We start from the raw sequence: 17410 nt of genomic DNA, 5'->3' as shown, positions 1-17410 counted from the left end.
CCGTCCGGCCCGGTTCGACCCGCCGTCGACCACGGGCACCGTCTCCGGACGGTCGAGCGTCACCGGGGCACCTCCGTACGGGCGATGTGCGGCCCGTACGGGTCGCCGCCGGAAAGTGCCCCTCTCCCCCGGGGTGAAACATGGCGCGGCCGACGGGCCCGACCCGTCACGATGCTCGCGGCCGTCCGCAGCGGCGGCCATGATCGGTGCTGTGGTGGATCAGGCCCGGGGAGCACCCCCACCAGCGCGCTCGGCGAGCAGGGTGTGCGGGTCGCGGGATTCGTACCAGCCGAGGAACGGGGGACACACGTCGTAGCCGAGCAGGCGTTGCAACTCTTCGGGGTACTCGCGGACCACCTCCATCGGCACCGCGAGGTACTGGTTCTCCTCCTGGCGCATGTTGCCGGCGATGTAGGACAGCGTCAGCCCGGTGCGCGGCTGCGTGGCGGTGTTCTGCCCACCGCCGTGGTAGAGACCGCCGAGCCAGATCAGCGCCGACCCGGCCGGCATCTCGGCCGGCACCGCCTCGTCGCGGCGCGGCGCCCGCTCGTCGTCCCAGCGGTGACTGCCCGGGATCGCCATCGTCGCGCCGTTCTCCGCGGTGAAGTCACTCATCGCGACCATCACCTGGACCCGGGTCGTCGGTGCAGGGTAGGGCCGCAGGTGTGAGGTGTCGTCGCGGTGCAGGCACTGCACCCCCTCGTCCGGCCAGATCTGGATCACCTGGGTAGCGCTGACCTGGATGTTGGGGCTGATGCTCACCTGCTCGCCGCCGAACCACACCGGCACCGGCCGCTGGATGAGGCGGCGCGCGGCACCCAGGAACAGCGGGTGCAGCGCGACGGCGGCCATGTGCCGGCTGCGGGCGAACAACGACGACATCCGCTTGGTCTTGTGGCCTGAGAAGTCGTTGTCGCCGTAGCCGGACTCCTCCAGGGCGGGCCCGAGATCGTCCCAGAGCGCCTGCCGGGTCCCGGCGTCCAGGAACTCCTCGACGATGACGGCGCCGTCGTGGTCGAGCAGAGCGCAGACCCGGTCGATGTCGGCGTCGGAATGAACCGTGACGATGGCGTTGTCAGTCATTTCTCTTCCTCTCGGTGCGGGAACGGCTCGACGGTCCCTGAGCCCGACGGGTGGTGTGCCGGGGTCGTGTCGACCCGCGCCGAAGGTCGTCCCAGGGCCATCCGAGCCGGGTCGTCTCAGCGGACCAGCCCGGCGGAGCGCGGCGGCGGGGTCGGCACCTCAGGCCGCGATGGCCTTGAGGCTCTGGGCCCGGTCGGTGTTCTCCCAGGTCAGCTCCGGCAACTCCCGGCCGAAGTGGCCGTAGGCCGCGGTCTGCCGGTAGATCGGACGCAGCAGGTCGAGGTCCCGGATGATCGCGGCCGGACGCAGATCGAACACCTCACCGACGGCCCGCTCGATCCGCTCCACCGGCACGTTCTCCGTCCCGAAGGTCTCGATGAACAAACTCACCGGGTGGGCCTTACCGATCGCGTACGCCACCTGCGCCTCACACCGCTCCGCGAGACCGGCGGCGACCACGTTCTTCGCCACCCACCGCATCGCGTACGCCGCCGAACGGTCAACCTTCGACGGATCCTTACCCGAGAACGCACCACCACCGTGCCGGGCATACCCACCGTAGGTGTCCACGATGATCTTCCGACCGGTCAGACCGGCATCACCCATCGGACCACCGATCTCGAACCGACCCGTCGGATTCACCAGCAGCCGGTAATCCTCGGTGTCCAGACCCAGACTCTCCAACTCCGGGGCGATGACATGGTCCCGCACATCCGGAGTCAGCAACGAATCCAGCGAGATGTCCGCGGCGTGCTGGCTGGACACCACGACGGTGTTCAGCCGTACCGGACGCAGCCCCTCGTACTCGATGGTGACCTGGGTCTTGCCGTCAGGCCGCAGGTACGGAATCGTGCCGTCCTTCCGCACCGCCGACAACCGCTGAGCCAGCCGGTGCGCCAACGCGATCGGCAGCGGCATCAACTCGGGCGTCTCGGAGCAGGCGAAGCCGAACATCATGCCCTGGTCGCCGGCACCCTGCGCGTCCAACGCGCTCTCCGACGCACCCGTCCGCAACTCGAACGCGTTGTCCACACCCTGCGCGATGTCCGGCGACTGCGCACCGATGGAGACGCTGACGCCACAGGAAGCGCCGTCGAAACCCTTCTTCGACGAGTCGTAACCGATACCCAGGATCGTCTCCCGCACGATCGTCGGGATGTCGGCGTACGCCTTGGTCGACACTTCGCCGGCGACGTGGACCTGACCCGTGGTGATCAGGGTCTCGACCGCCACCCGACTGTGCGGATCCTGCCTCAGCAGGGCATCGAGGATCCCGTCACTGATCTGATCAGCGATCTTGTCCGGGTGGCCTTCCGTGACCGACTCGGAGGTGAACAGGCGGCGTGCCATGGGTAGTCCTTCCGTCGATGAGGGCATGACGTCGAACCGGCCTTCCACCTCGACCGATCGTGGGGGCGGACGGCTGACCCGGTGATCCCGCTCCGCTGCGGGACCGATCGAGCGGGCCTCCGGACGACGTGTCGCTGTCGCACCCGCAGGCCGGCGCGGCACGCGGGTGCCTGTGGGCAGTTGACCGACCGGCGTCGCCTCGCTGACGGTCGGGTCAGCGAGGGCTACCACCGGTCGGCCGGTCAGCCCGCCGGAACCGGTTGATCGCGTCGAGATGCTGCTCGCGCATCGCCGTGTCGCGGACGCCGAGACCCTCGTGCGGTGCCAGCGCCAGCACGCCGACCTTGCCGAGGTGCCGGTTGCGGTACACGTCGTCGACCGCCTGTCCGGCGTCTGCCAGGGCGTACGTCTTGGACAGCGTGGGGTGGATCCGGCCCTTGGCGATGAGCCGGTTGACCTCCCACGCCTCGCGATAGTTGGCGAAGTGCGATCCGACGATCCGCTTGAGCGACATCCACAGGTAGCGGTTGTCGTACTCGTGGCGGTAGCCGGAGGTGGAAGCGCAGGTCACGATGGTGCCTCCCTTGCGGGTCACGTACACCGAGGCACCGAAGGTGTCCCGCCCGGGATGCTCGAACACGATGTCGGGATCCTCCCCGCCGGTCAGTTCCCGGATCCGCCGGCCGAACCGTTTCCACTCCCCGGGGTCCTGGGTGTACTCGTCCTTCCAGAAGGTGAAGGCCTCGTCGGTGCGGTCGATCACCGCGTCAGCACCCATCGCCCGGCAGATGGCGGCCTTGGTCGGACTGGACACCACACAGATCGGCTTCGCCCCTCCGGCCAACGCGAGCTGGGTGGCGAACGCGCCCACCCCGCCGGAGGCACCCCAGATGAGCACATTGTCGCCCTGCTTCATCTGGGCGCCGTTGCGGGAGACCAGCTGCCGGTAGGCCGTCGAGGCGACCAGACCGGGAGTCCCCGCCTCCTCCCAGGTCAGGTGCGCTGGCTTGGGCATCAACTGGTTCGCCTTGACCAGTGCCAACTGGGCGAGACCGCCGAAGTTGGTCTCGTAGCCCCAGATCCGCTGATCCGGGTCGAGCATGGTGTCGTTGTGTCCCTCGGGTGCCTCCAGCTCGGCCGACAGACAGTGCGCCACGACCTCGTCGCCGGGCTTCCAGGCGTAGACCCCTGGCCCGGTACGCAGCACCACTCCGGACAGGTCGGAACCGATCACGTGGTAGGGCAGGTCATGGCGGCGGGCCAGCGGTGAGCGTCGGCCGTACCGGGCCAGGAAGGTGAAACTGGGCATCGGATCGAACAACGACGACCACACGGTGTTGTAGTTGATCGAGCTGGCCATGACCGCCACCAGTGCCTCGCCGGGCCCGACCTCGGGGACCGCCACGTCGTCGAGGTGCACGGCCCGGCGCGGCTCCCGGGCCTCGGCGGCGACCCCTGCGAACATCTCGACCTCGTCGGCGTGCAGGGTGACCGCGCGATAGTGCTCCGGAACGGGCAGGGCCGCGAAGTCCTCCGGTCGGGTGTCCGGGTCGAGAACGGCGCTGATGATGTCTTCCATCGGTGCTCCTCGGGTAACGCGACTGAGGAAAGGAGGTGGCTGCGGCCCGCTGCCTCGCCGTTCAGTGCACGAGCCGTCCCATCAGGCGCTTGAGTTCGGCCGCCGGATCGGTGGTGAGCCCGCCATGGACGGCACTGGTCTGGATCACCGTGCTGCGCGGCGCGGTCAGCCAGCCGAACCGCGCCCCCCGGGTGCCGGCTCCCGCCCGACCAGCAGCGGGATCACCGGCGCAGATCGCACGGATGGCGTCGAGGGCCGCAGCGACCATGTCGACGTCGATGTCCGGATCCAGCATCCGTAGCCGGTCGGCGTCGACATGGACGGCGGCACCGAGGAAGTCCGCGCCGGGGCAGTAGAGCAACGCTCCGACGTTGACCTGCTCACCGCGGTCGACCCGGGGCACGGCGCGCAACAGCGCGTAGTCGAAGCTGAGGATGGACGCCCTGGCGGTCATGCATCGACCCCCGGCCACCAGGCACCCACGCGGGTACGCCGGGCGAGGAGGTAGTCGACGTAGCGTTGTCGCAGCTCGGGCGGGTCCGCATCCTCGGGAACGGAGTTCATGCCCAACAGGAAGCTGTCCGGAACCATGGCGACGACCTCGGTCAGCAGGCCCTCGGTCACCGCCTCGGACAGCTCGGCGTCCAGCTTGGCCAGCGTCGCGGGCCCCAGCGAGGCGACCAGATCGGCCAGCACGTGCTGGGACAGGTCGTAGCGGCGCTCGGCCCAGGTGGCGACGGTCGGCCAGGAGTGGTGGAACAGCAGCGCGGCGCCGTGGTCGATGGCCCAGAGCTGGCGGTGCCAGATGATCAGGTTGGGGTTGGACCAGGTGCGGTCCACGTTGGCGGTGAGGGCGTCCAGCCAGTAGATCCTGGCTGCCTCCTCGGCCGGGGGCTGCCACCCGACGCCGTCGAAGCCGACCGAGCCGGGAAGGAAGTCCATGCCCAGGTTCACCCCGGCGCTGGCCCGCAGGAGTTCCTGGATCTCCTGATCGGGATCGCGGCGTGCCATCTCCGGGTCGATGTCGATGGTGACGAGCTCGGGGACGCGGATGCCGAGCCGGCGGCCGAGCTCGCCGACGACGATCTCGGCGACCAGGGCGGCACTGCCCTGGCCCGCGCCACGGAACTTGACGACGTACACGCCGTCGTTGTCCGCCTCCACCACCCCGGGCAGGGATCCACCCTCACGCAGGGCGGTCAGATACTGCGTTGCTACTACTGTGGGTAACACTTTTCATCCTACTGATCGTTGTCGGTCTTGGAGAACGGTGATCACACGAGCCGTACGGGCAGGCGTGACACGGCCTTGAGGAACCGCGGTCCCACCTCGTCGGGGTCGCCGGCCAGGCGGACACCGGGAAAGCGCGCGAACAGCTTGTTGAGCGCGATCTCGGTCTCCGCGGTGGCCAACGACGCCCCCGGGCAGAAGTGGTCGCCGGCAGCGAAGCTGAGCTGCGGATTGTCGACCCGGGTGACGTCCAGGGTGCGCGGGTCGGTGAACCGCTGCGGGTCGTTGTTGGCGGCACCCACCACGAGCTGGATCTGCCCGTCCTTGGGGATGGTCACCCCGTCGACCTCGATCGGCTCCACGGCGAAGCGGGGCAGGGCCATCTTGATCGGGCCGGCGTAGCGCATCAACTCCCGCACCGCCTGGACGGTGTTCTCCGGCTGCGACCTGACCAGTTCGAGCTGATCGGGATGGGTCAGCAGGTGGAAGAGGCTCAGCGAGATCGAGTGCCGGACGGTGTCGAGGCCGGCCTGCACCAGCACCAGCACCAGGGCGACCAGTTCGACCTCGTCGAGCTTCTCGGTCTCGTCGCTCGCCTTGACCAGATCGGAGATCAGGTCGTCGCCGGGCTGGGCCCGCCGCGCGCCGATCAGCCTGATGACCGTGTCGACCATGCCGCGCAGCGCGGGCGGCAGCATCACCGGGTCGGGGCGGACGAAGGTGGTGAACGCCTCGGTCCACCGCAGCCACCTGTCGCGGTACTCGTCGTCGACGCCGAGCAGCTCACAGATGATCGTCGTGGAGATCGGATGGGCGTATTCGGCGACGAGGTCGACCTCCCCGGCGGCATCCATCTGGTCGAGCAGGTCGTCGACGAGCTGCTCGATCCGGGGGCGCAGGGTCCTGACCCGCCGCGCCGAGAACGCCCGGTCGATCAGCGACCGCACCCGTCGGTGGTCCTCCGGCACCATCGTCATGATCGTGGAATCGAAGTACTTGAGCAGTTCCTCGGGCACACCCCGGCGGCGCATGCTGTCGAGATGGACGCCCTCCGGGGGATGGTTGCTGACCCGACGATCGGTGAACAGGCTACGGACCGCGTCGTAGCGGGTGACGACATAGACCTCGTTACCGTCGGAGAACCGGCCCGGACACACCGGCCGGGGCGCACCCAGCCAGCGCTCCCCGGCGTCCCGGTCGGTCACGAAGTTCACGTTGGACAGGTCGAACTCGACGTCCGTCCAGTCGAATGCTCCGGTCACCAGCATCCCCATTCGATTGCTCACGACGTTGACCCGAGTGTCGGTGCGCCGCCGGTGTTCGCTGCGACACGCCCCGGGGTGGGTTATGCGGCATTCGGATACAACACTGTATCAGAATACGGTACCGTATCTGAGTCTCACGAGGAGGTTGATCATCAGCAAACGACTCACCCGCCAGCAGAGCCGGGAGATCACCCGCCAGGAGCTGCTGCAGGCGGCAGCCGAGCTGTTCGCCGAGTTCGGTGTCAACGGCACCTCGGTCGAGCAGATCGTCGAACGCGCCGGGTACACCCGGGGTGCCTTCTACGGGAACTTCGACGGCAAGCAACAGTTGGTGCTGGCCCTGTTGGAGCAGCGCACCGAACGCGAACTGCAGGAGGTGCAGGCGCTGAGCCGCAAGGCCGGGTCGTTCGAGGAGACGATCGAGCACCTGCGTGCCTGGCACCGGGAACGGGACAAGAACTTCGCGAGCTGGCTGGCCCTGCGCACCGAACTGTGGCTCTACGCGAGGCGCGATCCGCAGGTGCTGTCCCTGATGGCCGACCGCGAACGACGGTCCCACGAGGCCATGGCCCAGGCGCTCGCGCGGGGCTTCGCCGCCCGGTCGGTCACGCCACCCGCGCCGGTGGAGCTGTTGGCGCTGATCGTGCACGCGTTGGACGACGGACTGTCCATCCAGCGCGTGCTGCTGGCCGGCGACAGCCCGGCCGGGGACGTCATGGACGTCGTGGAGCTGCTGATGCGGTCGTGGACCGCGCTCGCCCGTACCGGCACGTCCGAGGCGGACGGCGCGTCCGCTGCGAACCCGACCGCCCCCTAAGCCATCGCCGGTGTCCGCTACCGGCGACGAACCGCAAGAACTGGAGCACATTTCATGAGTCAGGAAGTGGAGCCGGCGCCCGCAGGGGCCATCGGAACTCCCGTCGCGGCCACCGACGGCCCACATCCCCACCGTTGGCTGGCGCTGATGGTCCTGCTCGTCGCGACCTTCATGGACCTGCTCGACGTCAACATCGTCACCGTGGCGATCCCGAGCATCCAGGAGGATCTCGGCGCTTCGGCGGCCGCCGTACAGGCCCTGACAGTCGGCTACACGCTGTGCTTCGCCGTCGTCCTGATCACCGGAGGGCGGCTCGGCGACATCTTCGGCCGCAAACGGATGTTCCTGACCGGGGTCGCCGGCTTCGTCCTGGCCTCCGCCCTGTGCGCCTTCGCCCCCACCTCCGAGGTCCTGGTCGGTGCCCGGGTGCTGCAGGGCATCGCCGCCGCGGTCATGGTCCCGCAGGTCCTGGCGATCATCCACGTCACCTTCCCACCGCAGGAGATCGGCCGGGTCGTCAGCCTGTACGCCAGCATGATCGGCCTGGCCATCGTCGCCGGGCCGCTGCTGGGTGGGCTGCTCATCTCGTGGAACCCGGCCGACCTGGGCTGGCGCACCATCTTCGTGGTCAACCTTCCGATCGGCGCGGCCGCCCTGGTCGCCGGCTGGATGTGGATGCGGGAGTCGCGGTCGCCGCGCGCCAACCGGCTGGACCTCGTCGGCATGGTGCTGGTGACCGCCGGCCTGCTGCTGTTGCTGCTGCCGCTGCTGCGCGGTCGTGAGCTCGGCTGGCCCGTCTGGAGCATCGTCTCGCTGGTCGCCTCCGCGCCCGTCCTCGCGGTGTTCGTGCTCTACGAGCGCTACAAGACCGCCAAGGACGGATCGCCGCTGGTGGCCCTCTCGCTGTTCAGGATCCGGACCTTCGGCGCCGGCGTCGGCACCCAACTGCTGTTCAGCTGCATCCCGGCCGGGTTCTTCCTCAGCTGGACGCTCTACCTTCAGGGTGGCCTCGGCTGGTCGGCGCTGCACACCGGCCTCACGGCGATTCCGTTCTCGCTGGGCGTCCCGATCGCCGGCAACCTCGCCGTCCGTAAGCTGTTCCCCCGCTACGGCCGCAACTGCCTGTTCGCCGGAGCGCTGCTGATGCTGGTCGGGCTCCTGCTGTACGCGCGGATCGCCCAACTGGCCGGCGAGACGATCACCTCGTGGCACGCCGTCGTGCCCATGCTGCTGCTCGGTTCCGGAATGGGCATGCTGCTCGCCCCGCTGACCGGCATGATCCTGACCGAGGTCGAGCCACGGGAGGCCGGGTCGGCGTCCGGTCTGATCAACGCTGCAGGTCAGCTCGGTGCCGCCCTCGGTGTGGCGATCATCGGCGGCATCTTCTTCTCGGCCCTCGCCACCAACGCGGGGACGCAGGCGGACCGGGTGCTCCCGGATGTCCCGGCCGTCGCCTCGCAGCAGACGGCCATCCGCACCTGCGCCACCGAGGCGCTCGGTCAGGCCGACATCACCGCCATCCCGCAGAGCTGCCGCACGCTGGCCGGCGGCGACCCCGCGCAGCAGGCCGCGATCGGGAGCACCCTGGCCGACATCAAGACCCGGACGTTCATCGCGACGTTCAGCGAAGCCCTCTACTGGGCGTCCGCCGGACTGGCTGCGGTGATCTGCCTGCTCTTCCTGCTGCCCCGGCGACCACGGCGGCTGGGGATGTCCTGAGGACCCCCGCGCCCCCGGCATCCGGGCCTCTGATCGGCGGGTTCCGTCCCGCACCACGGGTCGGGCACCCACCGGCTGGTGTCCCCCGTCGGGTCCGGCCATCATCGTGAACCTGCCCGCGCCGGCGCGGGCCGGGGAAGCCGGACCGCGTCCAGGACCGCGTCCTGGTAGGCGGTGAGTCCCGGAGCCGGCGGGGCGAGTGCCGGCCAGTGCACGTCGTGACCACACGCGTAGAGCGTGCCGAGCGACGACAGCACCGTCCTGCGCTCGGCCCGCCGGCGGCCGGAGGGCAGCAGTTCGGCCGTCCGCCCCACGCTCTCCAGCGTCTGCCTCAGGCTGCTGATCAGCACGGGGTGGGTGCTGATCTCGACGAAGACGTCGTGACCGTCCTCGGCCAGCCGGGTGACGGTCGCGGCGAACCGGACCGGCTCCCGCAGGTTCCGCATCCAGTACGCCGGTCCGAGCGCGGTGCCGGGCACGGGTGCGCCCGTCACCGTCGAGTACACCGGCACCCGTGACGCCACCGGGCACAGCGGGCGCAGCGCGGCGGCCAGGTCGTCGCGGAGTTCGTCGACGTAGTGGCTGTGCGAGGCGACCGTGCCCCGCACCATCCGGCAGTAGACGTCCCGCCGGTCGAGGTCCTCGATCAGCGCGGTCAGGGACCCGGTGTCCCCGGCCAGCACCGTCGACCGGGGGCTGTTCTCCCCGGCTACGCAGATGCGCCCTCCGCTGGCGTCGGCCAGCGCGTGCGCGGCCTCCGGCGACAGTTCCGTGGTGGCCAGGGCACCCCGACCGGTGATCCGGCGCAGCAGGGAGCTACGGCGGCAGGCGATCAGCAGGGCGTCGTCGAGGGTGAGGGCGCCGGCTGCGTACCCTGCGGAGATCTCACCCATGCTGTGGCCGACCACCGCGGCCGGTTCCACGTGCCAGCTGCGCCACAGGGCGACGAGGGCGACCTGCAACGACACCATCGTCGGTTGCAGCACGTCGATCTCGCCGAGCCGGGACGTCGCCGGGTCGGCCCGCAACTGCTCGGTCACCGAGAAGCCGGCCAGCGTACGCACCCGCTCCTCGCAGCGCAGTAGCGCCGCGCGGAAGACCGGCTCGGTGGCCAGCAACTCCAGGCCCATCCCGTCCCACTGCGCGCCCTGTCCGGCGAAGACGAAGACGGGGCCCGGCCGTCGCCGCAGCGGCTGCGCCGCCTGGCGGTCCGGCCCTGCGGCCGACAGTTCGGCCAGGCCGGTCGCGAGGCTGTCGTACGAGTCGGCGACGAGCGTGGCCCGGTGCGGCAGGCCGGCTGTCCCGGTCGCCGCGTCGTGGCAGTACCGGTCCAGCGGGGGCAGGTTCCGGCCGCCGCGGATCCGGTCGGCATGCGCGCGGACCGCGGCGAGCAGGTCGTCCTCGGTTGCTGCGGCGACGGCGAACAGGTGGCTGGTCACGTCTTCCCCCTCACACCCGCACGGCGACCTGGTGCCGGTAGCTCTCCATGGGCAGGCCGCTCATCCACGGCACGACGCCCAACCGGCTGAGCGCCCTGATCGACGCGGGTGGCCGGTAGCCTGCGAACATGCCGCCGAACATCAGGATCTGGCTGTGCGTGGCGATCGTCCGCACCAACGGGTTCATCCGCTGGCGGTCCAGCGTCCGGCGGAAGCGGCTGCCCGGGGTCATCCGTCGGCGGACCGCGGCCCGGACCGCAGCGGAGACGTCGTGATCGGTGACCCACGTCAGCTGGGGAAGTTCCGCGGTGATGCGCCGCATCGTCTGCAGCCGCTGGCGGGTGAACACGTCGATGTGCGACAGGGCCCCGCCCGGACGCAGCACCCGCGCGACCTCGCGCAGGAACCGATCGAGGTCGGGGTACGTGTGGGAGCTCTCGATGTTGATCAGGAGGTCCACCGAGGAGTCCTCGAACGGCAGATCCTCGGCGTCACCCTGGACGAAGCGCAGGTTGTCACCGCGCGCCAGGGTGGCGTTGGCCCGGGCGACCGCCCTCGGCGACAGGTCCAGGCCGGTCATCCGGGTGTCGGGAACGAGCCGGGACAGGAAGTTGAGCCCCTCCCCCGCCCCGCAGCCGACCTCCACGAGCGTCTGCCCGGCGCACCCGTCCAGGCCGCCCGGGAGGTCGCGCAGGGCCAGGTAGTAGAGCTGTTCGCTGAAGCCGTCCGTGCCGAACTCGGCGAACCCGGGCAGCCGGGCCTCGATCTCGGCGGCCAGGTCGGGATCGCACATGCCCCAGTTCCACAGCTCGCCCCGACCCGAGAGGGTGGCCGCCATGTCGTAGATCGAGGAGCTGGCCGACTTCATGGCGGCGGCCTGGGCCCCCGCCCGCCGGCCGTCGGTCTCGTCGAGGTTGATGTCGGCGAGACCGGTGGTGAACGAGGTCATCACGTCGGGTCGGTTCATCGCGGTCTCCGAGTTCGCCGGGTCGGTGCGCTCACGCATTGACGGTGTCGCCACGCATCAGGTCGTCGACGCCGGCAGGCACCTCGGCCGGATCGGACCCGATGTTCCGGGGGCGGTTGGCACCGTCGACGAAGACCACCGTCGGCCGGTACGAGCGGGCCTGCTCGTCGGCCATCGCCGCGTACGAGATGATGATGACCAGGTCACCGGGGCTGATCAGCCGGGCGGCGGCGCCGTTGATGCCGACCACGCCGCTGTCGGTGGGCCCTTCGATGACGTAGGTGCTGAGCCGGGCACCGTTGTCGACGTCCACGACGTCGACCTTCTCGCCGGGCAGCAGGTTCGCGGCAGCCATCAGGGTGGAGTCGAGCGTGAGCGAGCCGACGTAGTGCAGGTCCGACTGCGTCACCGTGGCGCGGTGGATCTTTGACTTGAGCATCTCTCGGTACATCGGGTGGTCTCCGTTCACCATGTCACCGGCAGCTCGTGCACGCCGTAGATGATCATCTCCGGACTGGTGCGGACCTGGTCCGCAGGTACCGCCAGGCGCAGCCCCGGCAACCGCCGGGCCAGCGACTCGAATGCGATGCGCAGTTCGAGCCGCGCCAGTTGCTGCCCGACGCACTGGTGGATGCCGTGGCCGAACGCGAGGTGCGGCACCGGCGTCCGGGTGATGTCGAGGCGGTCCGGGTCGTCGCAGAGCGCCGGGTCCCGGTTCGCCGCGGCCAGCGACAGCGACACCGCGTCGCCGGCGGTCAGCCGGTGCCCGTCGAACTCCAGGTCGGTGCCGGCCGCCCGGATCGACCCGGCGTGCACGATCGTCAGGTAGCGCAACAGCTCCTCGACCGCGTTGGTGCCCAGGCCCGGGTCCGCGGCCAGAGCCGCGTACTGGTCGGGGTGCTCCAGCAGGGCGAACGTGCCCAGCCCGAGCATGTTCCTGCTGGTGTCGTAGCCGGCGACGAGAAGCACACTGCCGACGGTCGCCAACTCCTCGTCGGTGAACTCGCCGTCGGTGACGAGCGTGCCGAGCAGATCGTCGGCGGGCTCTGCCCGCTTGGCCCGGACCAGGTCCGCCAACAGCCCACCGATCTCCTGCCAGCCGGCGATGGCCTGCGCCGCACTGGAGTGGACGGTGAACAGCGCCTTGATCCCCCGGACGAACACCTCACGCTGGTCGACCGGGACGCCGAGCAGCTCGCAGATCGCCAGCGCGGCCACCGGCTCGGCGAACGCGCCGACCAGATCGGCCGGACCGCCCGCTTCGATCATGTCGTCGAGGTACCGCTCGACGTGTTCGACCAGCCGCGGTTCCAGGGTGCGGGTGCGTCGGGCCGAGAACCAGGCGGTCAACCGACGCCGGAAGCGGGTGTGCTCCGGTGGGTCCATCGCCGTGAACATCCCCGGCGCCACCTCGGTGCGGTCCCCGGCCATCGGCAACGGGATGGGCGAGCGCAGCAGGTCACCGCGCGAGCTCATGCCCTTGTCGGCCAGGAGCCGGCGGACCTGGTCGTAGCCGGTGACCAGCCAGCCGAGGTGGCCGTCCGGGAACTCCATCCGGGCCACCGGTTGCTCCCGGCGCAGCTCGGCGAGCTCCGGCGCGGGGTCGAAGGGGCATGTGCCACGTGCCATGGGCAGGCCCTCGACGACACGAACGGTCTCGGACACGACGTTCTCCTTACTCTCTAGAGGCCGGCCGACCCGACGATCTCGGCGGCTTCGGTCATGAGCCGGTCGGCCAACTCGTCGACGTGCCGGTCGCGCCAGTCGGCGTGCGGGGTGCCACGCAGCCAGTGGTTGCAGGCGCCCAGCGCGGGCCCGCAGGCCACCTGGTAGTCCGCGGTCCGGGCGGGGGTGCCCTCGATCGCCCAGCGCTGTGCCTGGGCGCAGTACCACCGGAAGACCAGGGCCATCCGGCGCTTGGGGTCGGTGGCCGGACCGCCGGAGGCGGCGAGGCGCGACGCCACGTCCTCGAAGCCGGCACCGAGGTAGTCCCGCTCCACCCGGGACCGGACCGGTGCGGGCACGGCGTCCCAGGAGTCGTAGGTGCGCCAGAGGTCGTACAGCTTGCCGGCACGGACGTGGAAGAGCACGCCCTTGCGCATCACCCGGGCCCGGCCGCCGAGTTCGAACAGCCCGCCGTACGGAGCGTAAGCGGTGTCGTGCACGTCGAGCTCCGGCAGCAGGTCCTTGGTGGGCGCGGCGAGCCCGCTCTCGGCGGTACACAGGTTGATCGAGCCGGTGAGGACGAACTCGGCACCGAGCACGAACGCCGCCGCGGCCGACTCCGGGGAGCCGATGCCACCGGCACCTCCGACCCGTACGGCGGACGCGACCCCGCCGAGCCGGGTGCGCAGGCGGCGCACCGAGGGCAGCAGTGCGGTCAGTGCGCCCTGGTCGGTGTAGTCGGCCCCGTCACCGATCGCGCAGATGTCGTCGGCCAGGGCGATCCGTTCGCCGGCCGCGGCCTCCTCCGCAGTGAGCAGGCCCTCGTCCACCAGCCGTCGCACCAGGGACGGCGGCGGCGGCGCGAAGAACAGGCGGGCGGTGTCCAGACGGGTCACCTTGGCCAATAGCCTGCGCGGGGCGTGCACGCCGCCGTCCGGCAGGATCCGGGCGCCGGTCAGACGATGGCGTACCAGCGGGGCGGTCACCTCGACGTACGTGGCCGCCTCGACGAAGCGGACGTCCTCGCGCACCAGCAGGCCGACCAGATCCACCTCGGCGCCCGGGTCGAACGGATCGTAGGTGAGGTTGACCCCGAACGGCGCACCGCGCCCGGCGGCGGCCCGGATGCCGTCGATCGCGGCCGCGACATCCGGGACCGGCAGTCCGGCCGCCCCGAAGTAGCCGAGCAGGCCGGAGCGGGCCAGCCGGGAGACCAGCTCGACGGAGCTGACGCCGTGGTACATGCCGCCGGCGGCGTAGGCGTGCCGGACGCCGTACGCCTGCCGGAAGGCCGCCGAACCCAGCTCCGCGCGCCGCGGCGCGACCGGGGCCGGCACGGTGACCGCGACGGTCCGCGCCGGCTCGGGTAGCATCCGCGCCGGCTCGGGTAGCAGTGGGTCGGCCTCCTCGCGGATCCGGGCGACGAGCTTGGTCAGCACCTGCCCCGGGCCGAGTTCGCGGACGCGGAACTCACCCCGGCCCATGAGCAGCCGGATGCTGTCGGTCCAGCGCACCGGCGACACGATCTGGCGACGCAGCGTGTCGGCCACCGCGCCGGTTTCGTAGGGCCGGGCGTCGACGTTGCTGATCACCGGGATCTTCGGGGCGGCGAAGGTCGTCGCGTCCAACAGGCGTCCGAACTCCTGCGCCGCGGGTGTCATGTAGCGGCTGTGGAACGGGGCGCTGACGTTGAGCGGGGCACAGCGGGCACCCTTCTCCTTGAACAGCGCCACCGCACGCCCGACCGCGTCGGCCGGCCCCGCGACGACCGTCTGGGTCGGCGCGTTGTAGTTGGCGATGTCGACGTCGGACAGTTCGTGAGCGCGGAGCACCTCCAGGACCAGGTCGGCGTCGACGGCCGAGACGGCCGCCATCGTGCCGCCCGTGACCTGCCCCATCAGCCGGCCACGTTCGGCGACCAGGCGCAGCCCGGTCTCGAAGTCGTAGACGCCCGCGGCGAACAGGGCGGCGAACTCGCCGAGGCTGTGGCCGAGCAGGTAGTCGGGCAGGCGACCGCCCTCCTGCAGGACGGCCAGCCAGGTGAGGACTTCGACCACGTACAGCGCGGGCTGGGTGTACCGGGTGTCGCGCAGGTTGCGGTCCGGGTCCTTGAGGCACAGCTCCCGCAGGGAGTACCCCAGGACGGCGTCGGCCCGGTCGACCAGGTCCGGAAACCTGTCGAACACGTCGCGGCCCATCCCCCGGGCCTGGGCACCCTGGCCGGGAAAGACGTAGACGTCGAAGCCGTCGCCGGGGGTGGCGGGGCCGACGACGGGGGTCGCGTCGGTCACGGTGGTCACCTCGCTTCGTCGGGCCGGTGCGGCGACCAGGGGACGGGTGTCGAGCACCGCCCGGTACAGCACCTGGCCGCGGGCGTACGGGGAGAGCAGGGGCAGCACCCGGGACCGGCTGCCCACCGGCAGTCGTGCCCGCACCAGGTTGGCCATCGACCCGGACGGACCCAGATCCAGGAAGAGCAGGTCATCGCGCGCCAGCAGCGGTTCGAGGGCCCGCGACAGGTTGAACGGCTCGCGCAGCACCTGCCAGAAGTGCTCCGGGTCCGGGCGGCGTACCTCGGTGCCGGTCGTCCCGGAGATCAGCGGAATCGTGGCGGGCCGCAGGGTGAGCCCACCCACCAGTTTCGTGAACGTGTCGCGCACCCCGTCGATCAGCGGTGAGTGGAACGGGAACAGCACCGGCAGCCGCTGACAGAGCACCCCCGAGGCGTTCAGGTGACGTTCGATGCCGTCGAGCCGGTCGGCGGTGCCGGCCAGGACGAAGTTGTCCGGCGCGTTGATCGCGGCCAGGTAGGCACCGGCCAGCGCCGGATCGCGCTCCACGAGCCCGGCGTCGGCGAGGACCGCCAGCATGCCACCGCGCGGGCACTCCGCCTCGAACAGCTCCACCTGGTCGAGCAGCGAACGCAGGCAGTCCGCGGGGTCCATCATGCCGGCGACGGCGGCGGCGACCACCTCACCCAGGCTGGCGCCGAGGACCGCCGCCGGCTCGAATCCATGGGCACGCAGCATGCTGGCCAGCGCGTACTCCACCATGAAGATGGCCGGTTGGGTGAGGGCGAACCGGGTCATCGGCCGCTCCGCGCCCTGTTCGTCGCCGTGGATGCCCGCGACGACGGAGTCGCCACGGACGTCACGCACGACCGCGTCCAGGGAGTCCAGCGCGTCCCGGAAGATCGGATCGGCGCCGTAGAGCCACCGGCCCATCCCGTGGTACTGGGAGCCCTGGCCCGCGAAGAGGAAGACCGGTGTGAGCATGGTCAGGCGGGCCGCAGCGAGGTCTCGAGCACCTTGTGGCCGGTCGGCAGCGGGGTGACCGACTCGACGATCAGACCCGCCTCGGTCAGCGCCCGACGCAGCTCCTCCTCGTCCAACCCGAGGGTGCCCTCGTCGCAGGCGACCGCCTGGAACACCGCACGCCAGCCGTCCAGGTCGGTCTCCACCAGCGGCTCGACGACCAGTAGCCGGGCACCGGGTGGACTGCCGGCCAGGGCGGTCGCCACGGTGCGCAGGATCCGGACGCAGTTGTCGTACGTCCAGTCGTGCAGCACGTTCTTGAGCACGTACCTGTCGGCACCGGCGGGGACCTCGGTGAAGAAGTCGCTGGGGGCGAAGGTGATCCGGTCGATGACCGTCTTGTCGGTCACCCGGGCGAGGGTCGCCGGGCCGCGTGCGCAGACGCTCGGCCGGTCGACGACGGTGCCCTGCATGACGGGGTTGGCGGTGAGCAGCCCCGGCAGCAGGCCGCCGCTGCCGCCACCGACGTCGACGATCGAGGTGACCCCGCTGAAGTCGTGTACGGCGACCAGGCACGCCGCGATCGGCCCGGCCAGGTCGACCATGCCCCTGTCGAACAGGTCGGCGTCGTCCGGGTGGGTCTCCAGGTACTCGTACAGGGACTCCCCGAAGACCTCCTTGAAGCCGGAGCGGCCGGTCTTCACCGTGTGCATCAGGCCCGCGAACGCGTCGTCGTACAGCTCGGCGGAGAGGATGACGAAGTGCCGCAGGGTGTACGGGTGGTCGGCGCGCAGCATCTCGTGCCCCTCAGCGAGCCGGAACTCGTCCCCGGTGTGCACGACCACGCCCGGCACCGTGAGCATCTGCAGGAGCCGGTAGAGCACCTGCGGATCGGTGTCGGTACGTCGCGCCAGCTCGGCCGCCGTCATCGCGCCGTCACCCAGGATGTCCGGGATCTCCAGGCGGATGAAGACCGCCAGCGCGCGGGCGAACCAGCCGCTGATCGCCAGTTTCAGGATCTCCATGGATGTCCCCTTCCGGT

At 70.6% G+C, this 17410-nt stretch carries 14 protein-coding genes; 2 read left to right on the top strand and 12 right to left on the bottom strand.

Annotated features, from left to right (window positions below):
* Window positions 1-219 precede the first annotated feature (219 nt).
* The 6 genes from ACN261_RS20840 to ACN261_RS20815 form a co-directional block, all read right to left on the bottom strand.
* A complete protein-coding gene (locus tag ACN261_RS20840) occupies window positions 220-1083 on the bottom strand; it encodes a phytanoyl-CoA dioxygenase family protein (protein WP_363658246.1) in 864 nt (287 codons plus the stop codon).
* Between the two features lie 159 nt (window positions 1084-1242).
* Window positions 1243-2433, bottom strand: coding sequence for a methionine adenosyltransferase (metK, locus tag ACN261_RS20835; protein WP_204925152.1), 1191 nt, complete (start codon window positions 2431-2433; stop codon window positions 1243-1245).
* A gap of 214 nt (window positions 2434-2647) precedes the next feature.
* Window positions 2648-4012 carry a crotonyl-CoA carboxylase/reductase gene (gene ccrA, locus ACN261_RS20830; RefSeq protein ID WP_421481358.1) on the bottom strand — a complete coding sequence of 455 codons (1365 nt, stop codon included), beginning with the start codon at window positions 4010-4012 and terminating at the stop codon, window positions 2648-2650.
* Window positions 4013-4073: 61 nt separating this feature from the next.
* Window positions 4074-4466: a DUF3037 domain-containing protein gene (locus ACN261_RS20825; RefSeq protein ID WP_421481357.1), complete on the bottom strand. Its 393-nt coding sequence runs from the start codon at window positions 4464-4466 to the stop codon at window positions 4074-4076.
* The gene (locus tag ACN261_RS20820; protein ID WP_425851681.1) at window positions 4463-5245 is read right to left on the bottom strand and encodes a HipA family kinase; all 783 of its coding nucleotides are present in this window, start codon (window positions 5243-5245) and stop codon (window positions 4463-4465) included. The genes ACN261_RS20825 and ACN261_RS20820 overlap by 4 nt, the downstream gene beginning before the upstream one ends.
* Before the next feature lie 41 nt (window positions 5246-5286).
* Window positions 5287-6528, bottom strand: coding sequence for a cytochrome P450 family protein (locus tag ACN261_RS20815; protein ID WP_421481355.1), 1242 nt, complete (start codon window positions 6526-6528; stop codon window positions 5287-5289).
* A 124-nt stretch (window positions 6529-6652) separates the two neighbouring features.
* Here ACN261_RS20815 and ACN261_RS20810 point away from each other — a divergent pair, with 124 nt between their 5' ends.
* Window positions 6653-7324 carry a TetR/AcrR family transcriptional regulator gene (locus tag ACN261_RS20810; protein ID WP_363653782.1) on the top strand — a complete coding sequence of 224 codons (672 nt, stop codon included), beginning with the start codon at window positions 6653-6655 and terminating at the stop codon, window positions 7322-7324.
* A 54-nt stretch (window positions 7325-7378) separates the two neighbouring features.
* Window positions 7379-9043 (top strand): MFS transporter, encoded by a 1665-nt coding sequence (locus tag ACN261_RS20805; protein ID WP_425851678.1) that lies wholly within the window; start codon window positions 7379-7381, stop codon window positions 9041-9043.
* A gap of 101 nt (window positions 9044-9144) precedes the next feature.
* On the opposite strand, the gene ACN261_RS20800 is transcribed toward ACN261_RS20805, so the two are convergent.
* Genes ACN261_RS20800 through ACN261_RS20775 form a run of 6 tightly spaced genes read right to left on the bottom strand, consistent with a single transcriptional unit; the run spans window position 9145 to window position 17393 of the window.
* Complete coding sequence (locus ACN261_RS20800; protein ID WP_425851676.1) at window positions 9145-10482, bottom strand: acyltransferase domain-containing protein; 1338 nt, start codon at window positions 10480-10482, stop codon at window positions 9145-9147.
* A 10-nt stretch (window positions 10483-10492) separates the two neighbouring features.
* Window positions 10493-11488, bottom strand: a complete 996-nt coding sequence (locus ACN261_RS20795; RefSeq protein WP_363653788.1) for a class I SAM-dependent methyltransferase — start codon at window positions 11486-11488, stop codon at window positions 10493-10495.
* On the bottom strand, window positions 11481-11900 hold the full coding sequence (gene panD / locus ACN261_RS20790; RefSeq protein WP_204925161.1) for an aspartate 1-decarboxylase: 420 nt from the start codon (window positions 11898-11900) through the stop codon (window positions 11481-11483). Before panD ends, ACN261_RS20795 begins: the two co-directional genes overlap by 8 nt.
* Window positions 11901-11914: 14 nt before the next feature.
* Window positions 11915-13114 (bottom strand): cytochrome P450, encoded by a 1200-nt coding sequence (locus ACN261_RS20785; RefSeq protein WP_421481350.1) that lies wholly within the window; start codon window positions 13112-13114, stop codon window positions 11915-11917.
* Window positions 13115-13131: 17 nt separating this feature from the next.
* The gene (fabD, locus tag ACN261_RS20780; protein ID WP_425851675.1) at window positions 13132-16389 is read right to left on the bottom strand and encodes an ACP S-malonyltransferase; all 3258 of its coding nucleotides are present in this window, start codon (window positions 16387-16389) and stop codon (window positions 13132-13134) included.
* Between the two features lie 2 nt (window positions 16390-16391).
* A complete protein-coding gene (locus tag ACN261_RS20775; protein ID WP_421481348.1) occupies window positions 16392-17393 on the bottom strand; it encodes a methyltransferase in 1002 nt (333 codons plus the stop codon).
* Between the last annotated feature and the right edge of the window lie 17 nt (window positions 17394-17410).

It is taken from the genome of Micromonospora sp. WMMD723, assembly GCF_049863385.1.
Classification (GTDB): domain Bacteria; phylum Actinomycetota; class Actinomycetes; order Mycobacteriales; family Micromonosporaceae; genus Micromonospora; species Micromonospora wenchangensis.
Note: the sequence above shows the minus strand (reverse complement) of the source record. Positions and strands in the feature narration are given on the sequence as shown.

Bases quoted from the DNA above. Each gene is read 5' to 3' on its own strand.
- ACN261_RS20775 (WP_421481348.1), bottom strand. From the start codon at position 17,393: ATGGAGATCCTGAAACTGGCGATCAGCGGCTGGTTCGCCCGCGCGCTG.
- fabD (WP_425851675.1), bottom strand. From the start codon at position 16,389: ATGCTCACACCGGTCTTCCTCTTCGCGGGCCAGGGCTCCCAGTACCAC.
- ACN261_RS20840 (WP_363658246.1), bottom strand. From the start codon at position 1,083: ATGACTGACAACGCCATCGTCACGGTTCATTCCGACGCCGACATCGAC.
- panD (WP_204925161.1), bottom strand. From the start codon at position 11,900: ATGTACCGAGAGATGCTCAAGTCAAAGATCCACCGCGCCACGGTGACG.
- metK (WP_204925152.1), bottom strand. From the start codon at position 2,433: ATGGCACGCCGCCTGTTCACCTCCGAGTCGGTCACGGAAGGCCACCCG.
- ACN261_RS20825 (WP_421481357.1), bottom strand. From the start codon at position 4,466: ATGACCGCCAGGGCGTCCATCCTCAGCTTCGACTACGCGCTGTTGCGC.
- ACN261_RS20795 (WP_363653788.1), bottom strand. From the start codon at position 11,488: ATGCGTGAGCGCACCGACCCGGCGAACTCGGAGACCGCGATGAACCGA.
- ACN261_RS20805 (WP_425851678.1), top strand. From the start codon at position 7,379: ATGAGTCAGGAAGTGGAGCCGGCGCCCGCAGGGGCCATCGGAACTCCC.
- ccrA (WP_421481358.1), bottom strand. From the start codon at position 4,012: ATGGAAGACATCATCAGCGCCGTTCTCGACCCGGACACCCGACCGGAG.